Genomic DNA, 18,864 nt, shown 5'->3' on the forward strand with positions numbered 1-18,864 from the left:
TGGACGGCATAATTGCCATTGTCCAAATACGGCGCTTAATTCGCTTAAGCGGCCTGCATAACTTCAGCATCGTGGCATTTCAGCTCAATTTGCCGGAACCTGGCTCAGTCGAAAATCACCGTTTTGTTGCGGTGCACAAACACCTGCTCATCAAAGACCAGCTTGAGCGAGCGGGCCAGCACGATTTTCTCCACATCGCGGCCGGCCTGAGCCATCTCGCGGGCACTCTGGGTGTGGTCGATGGGGATGACGCTTTGGGAAATAATAGGGCCCTGGTCCAGCTGCTCGTTCACGAAATGCGCGGTGGCGCCGATGATTTTTACGCCCCGCTCGTAGGCCTGCGCGTAAGGGCTGGCACCCACAAAGGCCGGCAGAAAGGAGTGGTGGATGTTTATCAGTCGGTTGGAGTAGTGGGCCACGAAGTCCGACGAAAGAATGCGCATGTACTTGGCCAGCACCACAAACTCGGGCTGGTATTGCGTGAGCACGGCCAGGACCTCGGCCTCGTGCGCCTCGCGGCTCTTGCCTTCGTGCGTGATGTAGTGAAACGGAATATCAAACCGGCGGGTCAGGTCGCCCAGCACCTCGTAGTTGCTCACCACGGCCAGCACCCGGGCATTCATCTCGCCGAATGCGTGGCGCACCAAGAGCTCACTCAGGCAGTGATGCTCCTTGGTGGCCATCAGCACAATGTCCTTTCTGTGGTTGTTGGTAAGGCGAATGTGGGCTGCCGCTGGAAGCACCGCCTCTAGCTCAGCCAGAAGCGTCGCGGGCTCTACGGCGCCGGCAAATTCCGTGCGCATGAAAAAGTGGTTGTCGTGCCGCTCCACAAACTCCCCGTTGCGGATAATATTTAATTGGTGGCCAAACAGCACCCCCGTGATTTTGTACACCAGCCCAGGTTCGTCGGGGCAATTGATAAGTAATAAATGCGCCATAGGATAGTAGAGGAACGCTGGATTAGAATCTGAGTGAGGCTAAGTCCTAAATGTAGTTGGAGGATAAATAAGCTGACCAAGGGGCAAACAAAAGCCCGCAACGAGGCGGGCTTTTGAGGAATTTAATTGAGCTAAAAACAGCTCAATTCCGCAACTATTTTGCTTTTGCCGGGGCTTTTTTGGCGGCCGGCTTGGCAGCGGCTTTTGCAGCTGGCTTCTTCTTTGCCGCGGGCTTTTTGGCGGCTGGTTTTTTCTTAGCGGGCGTATCGGCTTTCTCCTCCTTGGCGGCAGGGGCAGCCTTTTTGCCAAAGCGTCCGCCTTTGGCGGGCTTGTCGGGGGTGGCGTCGGCCAGCTCCTGGCAACGCGCCAGCGTGAGTTCCGTCGGCTCTTCGCCTTTGGGAATCTTCACGTTCTTCTTGCCCGCCACGATGTAGGGCCCAAACCGGCCATTCAGCACCTGAATGTCAGGGTTTTCGGGGAACGACTTGATGAGGCGCTCGGCGTCGGTTTTGCGCTTGTTTTCAATCAGTGCCACGCCTTCCTCGGCCGTGATGGTGTGCGGGTCCTGCTCCTTGGTGAGGGAATAGAACTTGCTGTCGTGGCGGATGTAAGGGCCAAAGCGGCCCAGGTTGGCCGTCATGTCCTTGCCCTCAAACTCGCCCACCACGCGCGGCAGTTTGAACAGGTCCAGCGCCTCATCCAAAGTAATGCTTTCAATGAACTGGCCCTTGCGCAGGTTGGCGTAGGCGGGTTTCACCTCGGGGTCGGTGGTGTCGCCCAGCGCCACGTAGGGACCGTAGCGGCCCAGTCGGGCCGTGATTTTCTCGCCCGTTTCGGGGTGCACGCCGATTTCGCGGGTGCTGCCCAGGGTGCTGCGCTCAATATCCTGGCCGGCCTCGATGGTTGCGTGAAACTTGCCGTAGAAGCCGGTCAGCATCTGCGTCCAGTTTTCGTGGCCGTTGGCAATCTGGTCAAATTCATCTTCCACCTTGGCTGTGAACTGGTAGTCCACAATCACGGGAAAGTGCTCCACCAGGAAGTCATTGACCACCATGGCCGTATCAGTGGGAAACAGCTTGGCTTTTTCGGCGCCGTAGTTCTCGGTTTTGATTTCGGTGTTCACCCCGTTGCCTTCCAGAGTGAGCACGTGGAAGGCGCGCTCCTTGCCTTCGCGGGTGTCCTTTTCCACGTAGCCCCGCTTCTGCACGGTGCTGATGGTAGGGGCGTAGGTGGAAGGCCGGCCAATGCCCATTTCTTCCAGCTTCTTCACCAGCGAGGCTTCGGTGTAGCGCGCCGGGGGCGCCGAAAACCGCTCGGTAGCACTCAGGCGCTGCAACGGCAGGTTCTGCCCAATGCTCAAGGGCGGCAAACCGCGCGAAAAGCTCGATTCTCCGTCTTTCGCTTCTTCCTCGTCATCGTCGTCCTTGCTCTCGGCATACACTTTCAGGAAGCCCTCGAAGGTGATGACCTCGCCGGTGGCCGTGAACGTGACGCCCGGCTGCGTGCTGATGCCAATAACCGCCGTGGTACGCTCAATCACGGCTTCCGCCATTTGCGAGGCCATGGCCCGCTTGCGAATCAGGTCGTACAAGCGCTGCTCCGACGCATCAGAACCCGCTTTCACGGCGCCAAAATCGGTGGGCCGGATGGCTTCGTGCGCCTCCTGGGCCGAAGCTGACTTGGTTTTGAACGTGCGGGTGTGGTGGTATTCCGCGCCGTAAGCCGCCGTAATGGCCGCCTGCGCGCCCGCCAAGGCCTCGCCCGAGAGGTTCACCGAGTCCGTCCGCATGTAGCTGATTTTACCAGCTTCGTAGAGCTTTTGGGCCACGCTCATGGTCTGGGCCACCGAGAAGCCCAGCTTGCGCGAGGCCTCCTGCTGCAGCGTAGACGTGGTGAACGGCGCGGCCGGGCTGCGCTTGCCGGGCTTCTTGTCGAGGCTCTCAATCTGATAGGTAGCGCCCAGGCAACGCTGCAGGAAGGCCTCGGCTTCTTCCCGCACCTTATAGCGGGTCGGCAGCTCGGCTTCGAGTACTGCGCCGCGGCCGGCATCGAAGCGGGCCACAATGCGGTAGGCGCTGGCCGACAGGAAATGGGAAACTTCGCGCTCCCGCTCCACTACAAGGCGCACAGCTACCGACTGTACCCGACCGGCCGAAAGGCCCGGCTTTACTTTTTTCCAGAGCACGGGGCTCAGCTCAAAGCCCACCAGCCGGTCGAGCACGCGGCGGGCCTGCTGGGCATTCACCAGGTTCTGGTCAACTTCGCGCGGGTTGGCGATGGCGCCCAGAATGGCGTTTTTGGTGATTTCGCGGAAGACAATGCGCTTGGTCTTCGCAATCGGCAAGTTCAGGGTTTCGGCCAGGTGCCAGCTGATGGCTTCGCCTTCGCGGTCATCGTCACTCGCCAACCAAACCATTTCGGCCTCCTTGGAAAGTTTTTTTAGCTGGGCAATTAGCTCCCGTTTGTCGGCCGATACCACGTAAGTAGGCTTAAAACCATTGGCTATATCAATGGCATTATTGTCTTTAGGCAGGTCGCGGACGTGCCCGTAGCTGGAGCGCACCACGAAATCCTGGCCCAGATAGCCTTCAATGGTTTTGGCCTTGGCCGGCGATTCGACGATAACTAAATTCTTGACCATGTGGGCACGTAAGGGGAAACGGCAGGCAATTGAAGGCGGTGGGAAGTGAAACGGCCAGCCGTGGGGAAATGTTAAAATTGGCCGCAAAGATGCCGGATATTTCCCAGCGGCGCCGCACCCGGCCGGAATCCGGCCCCGACAGGCCAGGTTAACAGGGCTTCTGTACGGCTGAGTTCATTGGCTTGGTAAACCAGCGTATCTTTGCTTATTCGCGGATAACCCCCGTACTTCGCCTTCCCCTTTTTGTCCTCGTTCCATCCGCTTGTTACCTATATAATATGGCTTCCCCCAAGAATCCGCAAACTACGCCTCGCCGCACCCCGACGACCGCTGCTACGGATGAGATTGCCGGTAACACGCCGGATACCGGTGCCGTATCGGCCCTGGACGTTGTGCGGACCAACAACGACCTGACCCGCAAGAAAGGCGGCTCGCGGGGTTCGGTAGATACCCAAGACCCGGGCTACGTAAACGACCAGCTCAACCGGGTGCTCTACGCCCTCGACGCCTTCAAAAAAGGCGACGTGTCGGTGCGCCTGACCAAGCAGAACGACGACATCTTTGCCGAAATCGCCGAAGCCTACAACTCGATGGTGGAGATGATAGGCGGGGTAGGCGGCGAGGTATCGCGCATCTCGAAGGTGGCCGGGGTAGAAGGAAACCTGAAGGCGCGGGCCTCGGCCGACGGCGCCGCGGGTTTCTGGCGCGACATGATTAACAACATCAACGGCCTGGTGGACAGCATCGCCGTGCCGGTATTGGAGGTAGGCAAGGTACTGAAGAACATCAGCCGCGGCAACCTGGACGAAAGCTTCCAGATTCCGGTATCGGGCGACTTCAAACTGATGGCCGAAACCATCAACAAAACCATCGACAACCTGAACATCTTCGCCGGCGAGGTAACCCGCGTGGCCCAAGAAGTAGGTACCGAAGGAAAGCTCGGCGGCCAAGCCAGCGTACCCAACGTAGGCGGCATCTGGAAAGACCTGACCGACAACGTAAACAACATGGCCTCGAACCTGACCAGTCAGGTACGAGACATTGCCAACGTAGCAACGGCCGTAGCCAAGGGCGACTTGACCCAAAAGGTAACGGTTGATGTAAAAGGCGAATTCCTGCAGCTCAAGCAAAACCTCAACCAGATGGTGGACTCGCTGAACCTGTTTGCCGGCGAGGTAACCCGTGTGGCGCAGGAAGTGGGTACGGAGGGTAAACTCGGCGGCCAGGCCTCGGTACCGAACGTGGCCGGCGTTTGGAAGGACCTGACCGACAATGTAAACAACATGGCGAGCAACCTGACTTCTCAGGTGCGGGACATTGCCAACGTGGCCACCGCGGTAGCAAAAGGTGACTTGAGCCAGAAAGTAACCGTCGATGTAAAAGGCGAGCTGCTCCAGCTGAAGCAGAACCTGAACCAGATGGTGGACTCGCTGAACCTGTTTGCCGGCGAAGTAACCCGCGTGGCGCAGGAAGTAGGCACCGAAGGCCGCCTGGGTGGCCAGGCCTCCGTGCCCAGCGTCGCTGGTGTGTGGAAGGACTTGACCGACAACGTAAACTACATGGCTTCGAACTTGACGAGCCAGGTACGAGACATTGCCAACGTGGCAACCGCGGTAGCCAAAGGCGACTTGACGCAGACGGTAACCGTCGACGTAAAAGGTGAATTCCTGCAGCTCAAGCAGAACTTGAACCAGATGGTGGCGTCCCTTAACCTGTTTGCTGGCGAGGTAACCCGCGTGGCACAGGAAGTAGGAACGGAAGGGAAGCTGGGTGGCCAGGCTAGCGTGCCGAACGTGGCCGGTGTGTGGAAAGCCTTGACCGACAACGTAAACGACATGGCCGCGGCTCTTACCTCGCAGGTACGAGACATTGCCAACGTGGCTACCGCCGTAGCCCGCGGCGACTTGAGCCAGAAGATGACGGTGAACGTGAAGGGCGAAATCCTGGAGCTGAAGAACATCCTTAATCAGATGGTGGACTCGCTCAACATCTTCGGTGACGAAGTAACCCGCGTGGCCCGCGAAGTAGGTACCGAAGGTAAACTGGGCGGCCAGGCCGTAGTGCCCCGCGTAGGTGGAACCTGGAAGGAGCTGACCGACAACGTAAACACAATGGCTAGCAACCTGACTTCTCAGGTGCGAGACATTGCCAATGTAGCTACCGCCGTATCGAAAGGTGACCTTTCGCAGAAGATTACGGTAGACGTAAAAGGTGAGCTGCTCGACCTAAAGGACAACCTGAACCAGATGGTGGACTCCCTGAACATCTTCGCCGGCGAGGTAACCCGCGTGGCGCGTGAGGTGGGCACCGAAGGTATCCTGGGCGGCCAGGCCAACGTACCCCGCGTAAGCGGCACCTGGAAGGATTTGACGGACAACGTGAATACGATGGCCTCGAACTTGACCTCGCAAATGCGCGACATTGCCAACGTGGCAACTGCCGTAGCCAAAGGCGACTTGAGCCAGAAAATCACGGTAAATGTGCGCGGTGAGCTGCTGCAGTTGAAGGAAAACCTCAACGAAATGGTGGACTCCCTGAACACCTTCGGTGACGAAGTAACCCGCGTGGCCCGCGAAGTGGGTACCGAGGGCAAGCTGGGCGGCCAGGCCAAAGTGCCCAACGTGCGCGGCACCTGGAAGGACCTCACCGACAACGTAAACACAATGGCTAGCAACCTGACCTCGCAGGTACGGGACATTGCCAACGTAGCTACCGCCGTATCGCGCGGCGACTTGAGCCAGAAAGTATCGGTAAACGTCAACGGTGAGTTGCTCGACCTGAAAGACAACTTGAACCGAATGGTGGACTCCCTGAACATCTTCGCCGGCGAGGTAACCCGCGTGGCGCAAGAGGTAGGCACCGAGGGCAAGCTGGGCGGTCAGGCCTCCGTGCCCAGCGTGGCTGGCGTGTGGAAGGAACTGACCGACAACGTAAACTACATGGCCTCCAACCTCACCACGCAGGTGCGGGGCATTGTGAAGGTAGTGACCGCGGTATCGAAGGGTGACTTGACCCAGAAACTGACGCTGCAAGCCAAAGGCGAAGTAGCCGAGCTGGCCGACACCATCAACCGAATGGTGGACGACCTTAACCGCCTCGCCGTCGAAGTAAGCCGCGTGGCGAAAGTGGCCGGTGTGGAAGGCAAGCTAACCGAACGCGCCACGGTAGGCGGTGTGTCGGGTTCCTGGAAAGAACTGGTGGACACGCTCAACGCCCTGCTCGAATCCATTGCCTCGCCGGTACTGGAAGTGAGCCGCGTGGTACGCGCCATCTCGGAAGGCGACCTGACCCAGCGCGTGGAAGTGCCTACCACGGGCGACATCCTGGCCATGTCGAACGCCCTTAACCTCGCCGTGGAGAACCTGAACGAGTTGCTCGGCGAAATCAACGACTCGTCGCAGATTGTGGGTACTTCTTCGGAAGAAATGGCCGGCAAAGGCCAGGAGATGAGCCGCGTAACCGTCGATGTGGCCTTGGCCATGCAGCAGATGGCTGAAGGCGCTCAGAACCAGGCTTTGAAAACCGACCAGGCCTTTAAGCTGATTGAAGAAATCATGCAGGCCACGAAGGAAACCGCCAACAAGGCCGACGTGGTAAACAAATCGGCTATCCTGGGTGAGCAGACCTCGCAGCTCGGTCTGAAAACGGTGGCGGAAGTGGTGAAAAACATGGAAGAAATATCCAGTGCCGCTTCGCAAACGTCCCGCACCATCGAAGTACTTAGCACCCGGTCGGGTGAGATCAGCAAGTCGCTGGGTGTGATTACCGACATCGCCTCGCAAACCAACCTGCTGGCACTGAACGCGGCCATCGAAGCAGCCCGCGCCGGGGAAGCCGGCCGTGGTTTCGCGGTAGTAGCCGAGGAAATCCGGAAGCTGGCCGAAGGCTCCCGCAAGTCGGCCAACGAAATTGCCACGCTGGTAGAGGACGTTCGCAAGGACACCACCTCAGCCGCAACCGCTATTTCGACCATGGAAAACCGAGTACTCAAAGGCAAGAACGCTACGTTCGAAGCCAGCTCGGCATTTAAGAACATTGCGACCAGCAGCGGCGAAACGCTCCGCACCTCGCGCGACATTCTCACGGCTACCGAGGTACAGAAAACGTCGATTGGCGACGTAGTGAAGTACGTGGAGGAAGTGGTAGCCATTGCCGAGCAAACGGCCACGGGCACGCAGCAAGTGGCCGGCACGGCCAAGCAGTTGTCGACGGCCATGCAGGAGCTGACCACCAGCTCGCAGCGCCTCACCGACATTGCCGACGACCTCCAGGCCGGCCTCGAAACCTTCCAACTCAGCTCGTACGAGCCGGAGCCCGAGCCGGTGCCGCTGCGCCGCGGTCCAAGCGTTCGGGATATGTACCGGGCCCGGGATTCGTACGCTCCTGCTCCGCAGAACGGCAACGGCGGCGCCAACCGCCGGGCCCAAAGCCGGCCCGAAGCAGCTCCGGAACTTTCCGAAAATGGCCGCCGCAACGGCATGGTACGCCGCAATGGCCGGGCCGAAATGTTTGCTCCAGCAGCTGCTCCGGCAGCTCCTAAAACGGAGCGGCGGGTACGTTCGAATCGCGCGGAGGTAGAAATTAACGGCAATGGGGCGCCCAAGCCTGCAGCTCAAGCCTCACGGCCGGCGCCTGCAAAGCCGGCGGCCCAGCCCGAACAGGCGAAGAATGGCAAGAGCCCCCGCAACGGCCAGGCCGTGAAGGACGCAGCCCCCAAATCAAAAGCCAAAGCCAAGTAATTTTTGGTAACTGGTAGTGGTATTTGGTAGTCGCAAGCAACAATGCTTTAGCTTCCCGACCACCAAATACCCACTACTGACCACCAGCTGCTGACTACCAAGTATATGGCCGAGATTGAACTAGCCGCTCCTGCCCCTAAATCTGAACGCGCCAAACCGGCCGAGCTGGTTCAGCTCATTGTGTTCCGGCTGGGCGACGAAGACTACGGCATCCGCATTGAGCAGGTGAAAGAGGTGACCGTGACCCCGGAAGTGGCGCGTATGCCCAAAACGCCGCCCTTCATCAAAGGCATTGCCAACCTGCGCGGCGACATCATTGCCATTATTGACCTGGAAGAGCGGTTTCGGCTCCGGCCCGCCGGCCGGCCCTTGCCCGAACGCAGCTACACCGTAGCCGTGGAGGCCGCCGACTATACCCTTGGCCTGATGGTGCGCGAAGTGCCGCGTCCCTTCACGCTGCCCCTGAGCCAGATTGAGCCGGCCCCGGAGTTTGTGCAGGACTCCAGCACCCGCGACAAGTACCTCGAAGGCATTGCCAAACTCCCCGAGGGGGGCATCATCATCGTGCTCGACATGCGTAAGTTGCTCACCCCAAGCGAGGTGATGCGGCTGCCCGGCAAAGGGGCATCTTCGTAGCCCCCAGCCCGTACAACGCGGGGCCGGGCGCAGTAGCTCGGCCATGCAATCGAATTACCCCTATGTCACCCAATACCATGAACAAGCGCATTCTCATCGTCGACGACTCATTTTACATGCGGACGATGCTCAAGAACATGCTCACCGACGCTGGCTACGAGGTAGTAGGCGAAGCCGCCAACGGGGCCCAGGCCCTGGAAATGGCCACTTCAACCGAGCCTGACCTCATCACCCTCGACGTGATTCTGCCCGATAACACCGGGCTGGACGTGCTCAAGAGCCTTCGCCAAACGCAGCCGTCGGCCAAGGTGGTGATGTGCAGCGCCGTGGGCCAGGAGGTCATCGTGAACGAAGCCATCGAGAATGGGGCCCTGGCCTACATCGTGAAGCCGTTCTCGGAAGAGAAGGTGTTGGAGATAGTGGGAGCCGCGTTGCAAAACAACGACGCCACAGAACAGACGGCCTAAGGTGCGGCCGCAACCTCCCGTGGCTATGCAGCTCACCGTCGGAAACGATGGGGCTTGGTGGCGCGTGGCGGTTTGGGAACAACGTGTAACTATGAACATCGGCCAATGAAAACGCGCGACCAGGAATACCGGGAGCTGTTCATGGCCGAGGCACTGGAGTATTACGACTCCATGAGCCGGCACCTGAGCGAGCTGGAGCGCAACCCCGACGCGGGTCCGGCACTCAATGAGCTGTTCCGGCTCATGCACAACCTCAAGGCCAACGCCCGGGCCATGGGCTTTACGGACCTGGGCGAGGTTGCCCACCACCTGGAAACGCTCTTTGGGCTGATTCGGGACCACGAGCGCACCTTTAGCGGGCCGCTCATTCGGGTGGTATTTGCCGGGGTTGACGCGTTGGGCAGCATGATTCGGGCGGTGGGAGCCAACCAGCCCCTGCCCGATGCCAGTGCGTTGCTTGAGAACCTCGACCGCCTAGTGCGCGGCGAAGCGCCGGTGCTGGACGACGAAGAGACCATCGACACCGAAGAGGAGTCGAACCGGAAAATGGAGCTGTCGGACCTGGTGTACATCCAGGTCAAGAAGCTCGACAACTTGCTGAACCTGGTAGGCGAGCTGGTGATTGACCGCGACCGGATAATGACCCTGGCCCAGGAGCTCGACAACCCCGCGCTGCTGGCCACGGCCCAGCACCTGTTCCGCATTTCTGATGATTTGCAGTACAGCGTGATGGATGCCCGGCTGGTAGGGGTGGGCGTGCTGCTCAACAAGTTTCCAAGGGTGGTGCGCGACGTGGCCGCGGTCGAAGACAAGCAGGTGGAGCTGACCATGAGCGGGCAGGACGTGCAGATTGACCGCAACATCCTGCAAATCATTACCGACGCCTTGCTGCACCTGGTGCGCAACGCCGTCAGCCACGGCCTCGAAACCACCGAGCAACGCCTGAAGGCGGGCAAGTCTCCCGTTGGGCAGCTCACCCTCTCGGCCCTGACCGAGCGCGACGACGTGCTCATTCAGGTGCGCGACGATGGCCGCGGCATCGACACCGAAGCCGTGCGCCGCAAAGCCGTAGAGCGGGGCCTGACCACGGCTAAAGCCGCCGCTACGCTGGACGAGCACGCCGTGTGGGCGTTCTTATTCGAGCCAGGCTTTTCAATGGCTCAACAAGTAACCGACATCTCTGGCCGCGGCGTGGGCCTGGATGTGGTGAAGCTGGCCCTGGATTCGTTAGGCGGCCAGTTACGCGTGGAGTCGCAGTTGGGCGTGGGCACTACGTTTACGCTGGTGCTGCCCACCTCCATTGCTGTAAAAGGCGCCTTGCTGGTAGAAGTGGACGAACGGCCCTATGCCGTGCCGCTGCTGCACACCGACACGGTGCTGGCCCTACACCCCGGGCAGATTTCGGTAGTGGGCGGCGTGCTGGTGACCCAATTCCACGAGCAGTCCGTACCGCTGGTGCCCTTGCGCCAGCTGCTGTACGACGAAGGCGACGGGCCGCTACCCCTTGCCGACAAAAACGACGTGAATGGCCCCCAGCATGTGCTGGTGGTCAACTACAACAACCGCCGCCTGGGCCTGGTCGTCGACCGATTTCTGCGTCAGCAGAACATCGTCATCAAGCCACTCAGTAAGCCGTTGGATACCATTGACCTGTTTGGGGGAGTCACCCTGCTCGGAAGCGGGCAAGTGTGCCTCGTACTGGATGTGCCGGCACTCACCCGCTTGTTTTTAAACAAACGGCCCTAAACTCACTTTCTCTCACCACAGTCCTCGCAGCTGCACTTCCCCCTAGATTCGACGTTATGGATTTATCGATGACCGACTTAGAACGTGATATAATCCGCGAGATTTTGAACATTGGCCTGGCTCGCGCCGCCGATTCGTTCGCCGTAATCGCCCAAGAACGGGTGCTCCTGGAAGTGCCGAATATCGACTTGCTGGTAAGCGACGATATCTTGGCCAGAGTGCGCGATTATCAGACCAACCACGTTGCTATTCAGTCCGATATCCGGGGGGATTTCAACGGTACCACGCTGATGTTCTTCTCAGGCCAGCACATTCAGCGGCTTTCCCGGGTGTGTCTGCGCATGCAATCGGCCGAATCGCTGGAGGTGAACGAGCTTCAGGAGTCGCTGCTGCTCGAAATCAGCAACATCATCACCGGGGCCCTGGTCACGCAGCTCGCCAACATCCTCAAGGCCAATATTTACGGGGCGCCTCCCACCGCTCCCCACGGCGACATCGGCGATATTCTGCAGAGCCTACTGCCTCAGCACCAGCTCCAGCCCCTGATTTTTTCGGTTATCACTCAGTTCTCCGACAAAGACAACATGGTGGAGCTGCCGCTGATGCTGTTCTTTGACCGGGTCACCTTCTCGAAAATTCTGGAGATAATTCGCAGTTACGATTTCCTGGGCAGTCAGATGTCGGCCTAGTCTTTTTACCGAAGGCTGCTCACTGCATTTAGCAACATAACCGCCTACTATAAAAGCACGTCATACAGCTTGAGCCAATTCATCCGGCTCAACTTCATAATTTGGATTTTTGTGGAGCTATTCGATAGCTTCCCTGCCCATGCCGCCAGCGGATTCACCCCGATTGGCGGCCTTGGTTTTTAATAACCCTTCATTAGCAAACTCCGATGTCTAAGAACAATGCCGCTTTGGCCCAAAAAATAGCCTCCTTCGACCCCAATGCTCCTGGCGATGCAGCCGGCGGCCTGTTTGGTTTGCCCTTCACCACCGAGGAAGCTCAGGTGGTGGTGGTGCCCGTTCCGTGGGAAGTGACGGTGAGCTACCGCGCTGGTACCGCCGATGGGCCGGCCGCCATTCGCGAAGCCTCCATGCAAGTCGACCTGTACGACCAGGATTTGCCCGATGCCTGGAAGTTGGGCCTGGCCATGGAAGACGAGGACGAAACCATTGCCGAAACCAGCCGCAAGCTGCGCCCGCAGGCCTCCGAATACATCGACTGGCTGGAAGCCGGCCAGCCCGAGACCGACCAGCAAAAATTTAGCACCGTACCCGGCCAAATCACGGCTGAAGGCAACAAGATGCTAAAGTGGCTTAAGGATAAAACCGGCGCCCTGCTCGACCAGGGCAAGGGCGTGGTGGTGCTGGGCGGCGACCACAGCACGCCCCTGGGCTACCTGCACGCGCTTGCCGAGCGGCACGAAGAATTCGCCATCCTGCAGTTCGACGCGCACTGCGACCTGCGCCCGGCGTACGAAGGGTTCCAATACTCGCACGCCAGCATCATGTACAACGCCCTCGACCTGCCCCAGGTGAAGAAGCTGGTGCAAGTTGGCATCCGGGACATGTGCCAGCAGGAGGCCGATTTTATTGCGACTTCTAACGGGCGGGTCGCGTTGTTCGGCCAGCGCTTTTTAAGCGAAGAAAAGTTCGCCAAGAAATCGTGGAAGAAAGTCTGCGGCAAAATCATAGCTCAACTTCCCCCCAAGGTGTACATCAGCTTCGACATCGACGGGCTCGACCCCAAGCTGTGCCCCGGCACCGGCACGCCCGTGCCCGGTGGCCTGGAGTTCGAAGAAGCCACCTATCTCATCCGCTCCATCGTGCGGGCGGGCATCACCATCATCGGCTGCGACCTCAACGAAGTGGCCCCCGGTGACACCGATTGGAACGGCATCGTGGGCGCGCGCTTGCTCTACCAACTTTGCAACTGGATGGCCGTATCTCAAGGCCGCCTCGTCGCGAAAGGGATGGAGGCGGAGTAACCTTCTCTCACCTCAACCCCTTTTTTCATGATTGGTTTTATCCTCAAATTCATCCTGACGGCGGTGCTGGTGTACGGCCTCAGCCTGGTGCTGCCGGGCGTAGTACTGAGCGGATTCGGCAGCGCGGCCATCCTGGTGCTGGTGCTGGGCTTGCTCAACGCCGTCGTGAAGCCCATTCTCAAGATTCTCGGCTTTCCCATCACCGTGCTGACGCTGGGCCTGTTCCTGCTGGTTATCAACGTAATCATTGTGAAGCTGGCCGATTTCCTGATGAGCAGTTTCGACGTGCACGGTTTCCTCAACGCGCTGCTTTTCAGCATTGCGCTGTCGCTGGTGAATGCCGTGGTTGATTTAGTGGTAGACTAATTCGCCTTTACAGCTCAACTTAAGCAAATACTTCACTTAAGGATTGGCCAACAAAAAAGCCCGGCTTCACAGCCGGGCTTTTTTGTTCGCTAGAAGGCCAGCCGTTACAGCCGGCGAATGTCGGCCCCGAGGGCGGTGAGGCGCTGGTCGATGTTCTGGTAGCCGCGGTCAATCTGCTCCACGTTTTCAATCGTGCTTTTGCCTTCAGCGGAAAGAGCCGCAATGAGCAGGGCCACACCGGCCCGAATGTCGGGCGATGTCATGGTGATGCCGCGCAGGCGCGTGCGCTGGTCCAGCCCGATAACCGTAGCGCGGTGCGGGTCGCAGAGAATAATCTGGGCGCCCATGTCGATTAGCTTGTCGACGAAAAACAGGCGGCTCTCGAACATCTTCTGGTGAATGAGCACGGTGCCCTTGGCCTGGCAGGCCACTACCAGCACAATGCTGAGCAGGTCCGGGGTAAAGCCCGGCCAGGTGTGGTCGCTCACCGTGAGGATAGAGCCGTCGAGGTAGGTGGCAATTTCGTAGTGGGGCTGGGCCGGGATATGAATGTCATCGCCGCGGAACTCCAGCTGGATGCCCAGCTTGCGGAAGGTATCCGGAATAAGGCCCAACTGCGGAATCTGGCAGTCCTTGATGGTGATTTCGGAGCCCGTCATGGCGGCGAGGCCGATGAAAGAGCCGATTTCAATCATGTCGGGCAGCATGCGGTGCTCGGTGCCGCCCAGGCTTTCGACGCCTTCGATGGTGAGCAGGTTAGAGCCAATGCCCTGGATGTTAGCGCCCATGCGCACCAGCATCCGGCACAGCTGCTGCAGATAAGGCTCGCAGGCAGCGTTATATATGGTGGTAGTGCCTTCGGCTAATACGGCGGCCATCAGGATGTTGGCTGTGCCGGTTACGGACGCTTCATCAAGCAGCATGTGGGTGCCCTGGAGCTTGCCCTCGGCCTTGATGCGGTAGAAATCGGTGCCTTCGAGGGTGAGCTTACCGCCCAGCTTCTCGAGGCCCAGGAAGTGCGTGTCCATGGGACGGCGGCCAATTTTGTCGCCGCCCGGCTTGGGCAGCTGGCAGCGGCCGTAGCGGCCCAGCATGGGGCCCAGAATCATGACCGAACCCCGCAGCGCGCCCGCCTGGGCCACGAATGCGGGCGAATCCATGTAGTCAAGGTTGACGTCCTCGGCCTGAAAAACGTACGTGTCGGTGGCCAGCTTGCCCACTTTTACGCCCAGGTCGCGCAGCAGCTCAATAAGCTTGTTTACATCCCGGATGTCGGGGATGTTACTGATGGTCACCGGCTCCGGCGTCAGCAGTACTGCACAGAGAATTTGGAGGGCTTCGTTTTTAGCGCCCTGGGGCGTGATTTCGCCGCGCAGCGCTTTGCCACCGCGTACTTCAAATGCAGCCATTTTTTATTTAATCGGGTTGATATTCGAGTAGGCAGAACGTCATGCTGAGCTGGCCGAAGCAGCTCTACCGCTGTACTAAATCTAGTTAGTTGCGTGGAAGAGGTGCTTCGGCCAGCTCAGCATGACGTTCCAAAAGAAACTATTACTGAGGGGGCTGCTGGGGTTCCTGGCGGCCTTTCTTGCGCTTTTTGCCGCCTTTGTTGCCAAATCCGCCGTTTCGGCCGTCGCGGTTGTCGCGGCCTTCGCGCCGGTCGCGGCCTTCCCTCTGCTGCGGCTGGGGCACGATGAAAGCCGGCGTGCGGCCGGTGCCGCCTGGCATCTCAAACAGGTTTTCGCTGTCGACCACGGCCGGGTCGAGGCGGAGCTGGCCGCCGGAGAGCTCGCCCAGATGGCGCAGGATGGTCACGTCCTTGGCGTTTTCCTTGTTGTGCTGGCGGTACAGGAACTTCATGGTCCGGCCAATCTGAACGGTGGCCTGTTCGCGCTCAGCCGGGTCCTCAATGGTCAGGGCCTTGGCAATCAGGGCCTCCACGGCCGCGCCGTAGGCCCGGAGCTTCGGGGCCTGGCGGGGGTAGGGGACGCGGGTAGGCTTCTCGGTACGAATTGTGAGGCTGCGCAGTGGCACGGGTGCATCCAAGGTCACTTCTTCGCCGGCCATGGCGTGCAGGTGGTTCCAGAGGCGGGTTTGTACCTCAGGCAACTCACGCAGCGACGGCTGCAAGCGGAGCATCAGTTGCACAATCTGCCCGGCCCGCTTGGTGCGCTCGGCCACGTCTTCAATCTGGGCTAGGCCCTGAATGAGCTGGTAGGTGCTGTGCCCGTATTCGCGCACCAGCAGTTGCAGGTGGAAGGGCAGGGTGGTGAGGTCGGTCATAGAAAGCAATAGGAGGGCCCGCCAAAGGCGGGCCCGGGCCAAAGATAGGAAGAAGGCTTATGCCTCCTCTATATGGGCCGCAAAAGGTTAGTGCACCCGCAGCTTGGCGAAGCTGAGCAATAGCACTTTCTCACCTACTTCTTCGAACTGAATGGTGGCTTTGGTGGTACCCTGCTGCGTTTCGAGCTGGCTCACTACGCCGAAGCCGAACTTGGCGTGCTCGACGCGCTGCCCGCTTTGCAGCTTGGAGGTGTCGGAAGGAGTGAAGTCGGCCGGGGCCACGTATTTGGTGGCTTGCACCTTACGCGGCGCCGTTGGAATTAGGTTCGAGCGGCGCTCAAATACGTGCTGAAACGGCGACTCGCCCGCGCCCGGCCCGGCCGCGAATTTGAAGTTGACGTACTGCGGGTCAATCTCATCCAGAAAGCGGCTTTTTTCGCAGCTGCGCAAGTTGCCCCACTGGTAGCGCGAAGTGGCGTAGCTCAACGTGAGCTTCTTCTCGGCCCGCGTGATGGCTACGTAAAACAGGCGGCGCTCTTCCTCCAGGTCAGCCCGCGAGGTAATCATCATCTGGCTCGGGAAGAGATTTTCCTCCATGCCCACGATGTACACATTGCGGAATTCCAGACCCTTTGCCGAGTGAATGGTCATCAGCGTCACGGCTTCGCCTTCCTGCGCTGCGTCTTTCAGGTCGGAGTCCGTCACCAGAGCAATGTCCTGCAGGAAGGCGCCGAGGCTCTTGTCTTCGCGCTCGGGGTCGTCGACGTATTCCTTGATACCGTTGAGCAGCTCCTGCATGTTTTCGTAGCGGGAGAGGCCCTCTATGCTCTTATCGGCGTACAGTTCCTCGAGCATGCCCGAGTTTTTGGCGATGAATTTGGCCGCTTCAAAGGCATCTTCCTTGGCCGCTACCACCATGTAGCTTTTGATTTTCTCGGCAAAGCCCACCACCGGATTCGACACCCGCGCCGGCATAAACTGGTCGGCGTTGGCTACTACTTCCCACAGTGAGTGGTTGTTTTCGTCGGCCGTGGTGATGAGTTTGCTGATTGTAGTATCGCCGATGCCGCGCTTGGGGTAGTTAATCACCCGGCGCAACGCCTGCTCGTCGTTTTGGTTAACTGTGAGGCGCAGATAGGCCACCAAGTCCTTGATTTCCTTGCGCTGATAAAACGACAGGCCGCCAACAATTTTGTACCGGATGTTGAGCTTCCGCAGGGCTTCTTCCATCGCGCGGCTTTGCGCGTTGGTGCGGTACAGGATGGCGAAGTTGTCGTAGGACAAATGGCCGTTCATCTTGTCCTCGTAGATGGAATTGGCCACCAACTTGCCTTCCTCGTTGTCGGAAGCGGCTTTCAGGACTTCAATCAGGGTGCCGTCTTCGTTCTCCGAGAAAACGTCCTTGCGCAGCTGCGCCTGGTTGTTTTTAATCACCGAGTTCGCGGCCCACACGATGTTCTTGGTGGAACGGTAGTTCTGCTCCAGCTTAAAAACCTGCAGCTCGGGGTAGTCTTTCTCGAAGTTGAGGATGTTGGTGATGTCGGCGCCGCGGAAGGCGTAGATGCTTTGCGCGTCGTCGCCCACTACGCAGATGTTCCTCTCTTTCGCCGCCAGCTTGCGGGTAATCAGATACTGCGAATAGTTGGTGTCCTGATACTCGTCTACCATCACGAACCGGAACATGTTCTGGTACTTGTTCAGCACGTCGACGTGTTCTTTGAACAGCACGTTGGTGTTGAAAAGCAGGTCGTCGAAGTCCATGGCGCCTGCCTTGAAGCAGCGCTGCTGGTACTGCTGATAGAGCACGCCGATTTTGGGCCGGAGTGCCGCCTCGTCGTCGGCCTTGATGGCCGCGTCGTTAAGGTACTGGTTTACCGAAATCAGCTTGTTCTTGGCGGCCGAGATGCGGCCCAACACCAGGCTGGGCTTGTAGAGCTTGTCGTCGAGCTCCAGCTCTTTCACAATCTGCCCAATTAGAGTCTTCGAGTCCTGGGTGTCGTAGATGGTGAAGCTGCGTGGGTAACCAATCTTGTCGGCTTCGGAACGGAGGATTTTGGCGAACACCGAGTGGAAGGTGCCCATCCAGAGGTTGCGGGCGGCGGGGCCAACGACTTTCTCCACGCGGGCGCGCATCTCCTTGGCGGCCTTGTTGGTAAAGGTGAGGGCGAGGATGTTGAACGGGTCGACGCCCTTTTCCAGTAGGTTGGCAATGCGGTAGGTAAGCACCCGGGTTTTGCCCGAGCCGGCACCGGCGATAATCATGCACGGGCCTTCGGTTTGCATCACCGCGGCGGCCTGCGACGGATTGAGGAGGGATAAATAATCTAGTGCCATCTGCGAATTAAGTCGCCTTTTGGGCGGTTGACAAAGATACGGCCCACCGGGTAGGGGGCCCAATGATTTTCTGGCCCCGCGGTCGGGGTTATCTTTGTACTAATGATTATTATTCAAGAAACGGTCATCTCCGACGACATCGCCGACAACTTTTTCGTCTGCAACCTCGAAGCCTGCAAGGGCGCTTGTTGCGTAGAGGGCGACCTCGGCGCGCCACTCGAAGAACCCGAGCTCAAGATTCTGGAGCAGGAATACGCCAACATCAAGCCCTTCCTCACCGATGCGGGCCGCGCGGCCATCGAGGCCCAGGGCCTGTACATCAAAGACTGGGAAGGTGACTTCAGTACAACAACGATTGACGATAAGGAGTGCGCCTACGCGCTCTACGACGAGCGCGGCATCCTCAAATGCGGCATTGAGCAAGCTTACCTGGCAGGGGCCACCACGTTCAAAAAGCCCATCAGCTGCCACCTGTACCCGATTCGCATCACCAAATACGATGGCTTCGACGCGCTCAACTACGACCGGTGGGGCATCTGCAACCCGGCCTGCGCGTTTGGTGGCACGCTGGGGGTGAAGGTGTACCAGTTTTTGAAAGACCCGCTGATTCGCAAGTATGGCGAAGGCTGGTATAGCGAACTGGTACGGGAGATTGAAAACCCATCGCCGGAAGGGAAGTAGGCGCGGGTTGATAAAAAAGAACGTCATGCCGAGCGTAGACGAG

13 protein-coding genes are annotated in these 18,864 nt (G+C 59.1%); 8 read left to right on the forward strand and 5 right to left on the reverse strand.

All coding sequences use genetic code 11. From position 1 onward, the window contains the following. Positions 1 to 104: 104 nt before the first annotated feature. Positions 105 to 938, reverse strand: coding sequence for a formyltetrahydrofolate deformylase (gene purU / locus AUC43_RS13175; RefSeq protein WP_068194373.1), 834 nt, complete (start codon positions 936 to 938; stop codon positions 105 to 107). Between the two features lie 154 nt (positions 939 to 1,092). Further along, the gene (gene topA / locus AUC43_RS13180) at positions 1,093 to 3,579 is read right to left on the reverse strand and encodes a type I DNA topoisomerase (RefSeq protein WP_068194375.1); all 2,487 of its coding nucleotides are present in this window, start codon (positions 3,577 to 3,579) and stop codon (positions 1,093 to 1,095) included. Positions 3,580 to 3,857: 278 nt separating this feature from the next. Here topA and AUC43_RS13185 point away from each other — a divergent pair, with 278 nt between their 5' ends. The 7 genes from AUC43_RS13185 (at position 3,858) to AUC43_RS13215 (ending at position 13,523) form a co-directional block, all read left to right on the forward strand. Then, positions 3,858 to 8,318 (forward strand): methyl-accepting chemotaxis protein, encoded by a 4,461-nt coding sequence (locus AUC43_RS13185; RefSeq protein ID WP_233254007.1) that lies wholly within the window; start codon positions 3,858 to 3,860, stop codon positions 8,316 to 8,318. A 105-nt stretch (positions 8,319 to 8,423) separates the two neighbouring features. Continuing rightward, positions 8,424 to 8,954, forward strand: a complete 531-nt coding sequence (locus tag AUC43_RS13190) for a chemotaxis protein CheW (RefSeq protein WP_068194378.1) — start codon at positions 8,424 to 8,426, stop codon at positions 8,952 to 8,954. Between the two features lie 77 nt (positions 8,955 to 9,031). Beyond that, on the forward strand, positions 9,032 to 9,421 hold the full coding sequence (locus AUC43_RS13195; RefSeq protein ID WP_068198589.1) for a response regulator: 390 nt from the start codon (positions 9,032 to 9,034) through the stop codon (positions 9,419 to 9,421). Between the two features lie 105 nt (positions 9,422 to 9,526). Then, positions 9,527 to 11,167, forward strand: a complete 1,641-nt coding sequence (locus tag AUC43_RS13200; RefSeq protein WP_068194381.1) for a chemotaxis protein CheA — start codon at positions 9,527 to 9,529, stop codon at positions 11,165 to 11,167. 68 nt (positions 11,168 to 11,235) lie between these two features. Further along, positions 11,236 to 11,856, forward strand: coding sequence for a chemotaxis protein CheC (locus AUC43_RS13205; RefSeq protein ID WP_068194384.1), 621 nt, complete (start codon positions 11,236 to 11,238; stop codon positions 11,854 to 11,856). Positions 11,857 to 12,062: 206 nt separating this feature from the next. Further along, on the forward strand, positions 12,063 to 13,157 hold the full coding sequence (gene speB, locus AUC43_RS13210) for an agmatinase (protein ID WP_099092899.1): 1,095 nt from the start codon (positions 12,063 to 12,065) through the stop codon (positions 13,155 to 13,157). 27 nt (positions 13,158 to 13,184) lie between these two features. After that, positions 13,185 to 13,523, forward strand: coding sequence for a phage holin family protein (locus AUC43_RS13215; RefSeq protein WP_262907577.1), 339 nt, complete (start codon positions 13,185 to 13,187; stop codon positions 13,521 to 13,523). 104 nt (positions 13,524 to 13,627) lie between these two features. Here the strand turns inward: AUC43_RS13215 and murA are convergent, their stop codons facing one another. The 3 genes from murA to AUC43_RS13230 form a co-directional block, all read right to left on the reverse strand. Beyond that, positions 13,628 to 14,932 (reverse strand): UDP-N-acetylglucosamine 1-carboxyvinyltransferase, encoded by a 1,305-nt coding sequence (murA, locus tag AUC43_RS13220; protein ID WP_068194387.1) that lies wholly within the window; start codon positions 14,930 to 14,932, stop codon positions 13,628 to 13,630. A 142-nt stretch (positions 14,933 to 15,074) separates the two neighbouring features. Further along, the gene (locus AUC43_RS13225) at positions 15,075 to 15,806 is read right to left on the reverse strand and encodes a DUF4290 domain-containing protein (RefSeq protein WP_068194390.1); all 732 of its coding nucleotides are present in this window, start codon (positions 15,804 to 15,806) and stop codon (positions 15,075 to 15,077) included. Between the two features lie 87 nt (positions 15,807 to 15,893). Next, positions 15,894 to 18,140 carry an ATP-dependent helicase gene (locus AUC43_RS13230; protein WP_068194392.1) on the reverse strand — a complete coding sequence of 749 codons (2,247 nt, stop codon included), beginning with the start codon at positions 18,138 to 18,140 and terminating at the stop codon, positions 15,894 to 15,896. A gap of 102 nt (positions 18,141 to 18,242) precedes the next feature. Between AUC43_RS13230 and AUC43_RS13235 the strand changes: the two genes are divergently transcribed. Beyond that, positions 18,243 to 18,821, forward strand: coding sequence for a DUF3109 family protein (locus AUC43_RS13235; protein WP_068194395.1), 579 nt, complete (start codon positions 18,243 to 18,245; stop codon positions 18,819 to 18,821). Positions 18,822 to 18,864 lie beyond the last annotated feature (43 nt).

Source organism: Hymenobacter sedentarius (assembly GCF_001507645.1).
Lineage (GTDB): Bacteria > Bacteroidota > Bacteroidia > Cytophagales > Hymenobacteraceae > Hymenobacter > Hymenobacter sedentarius.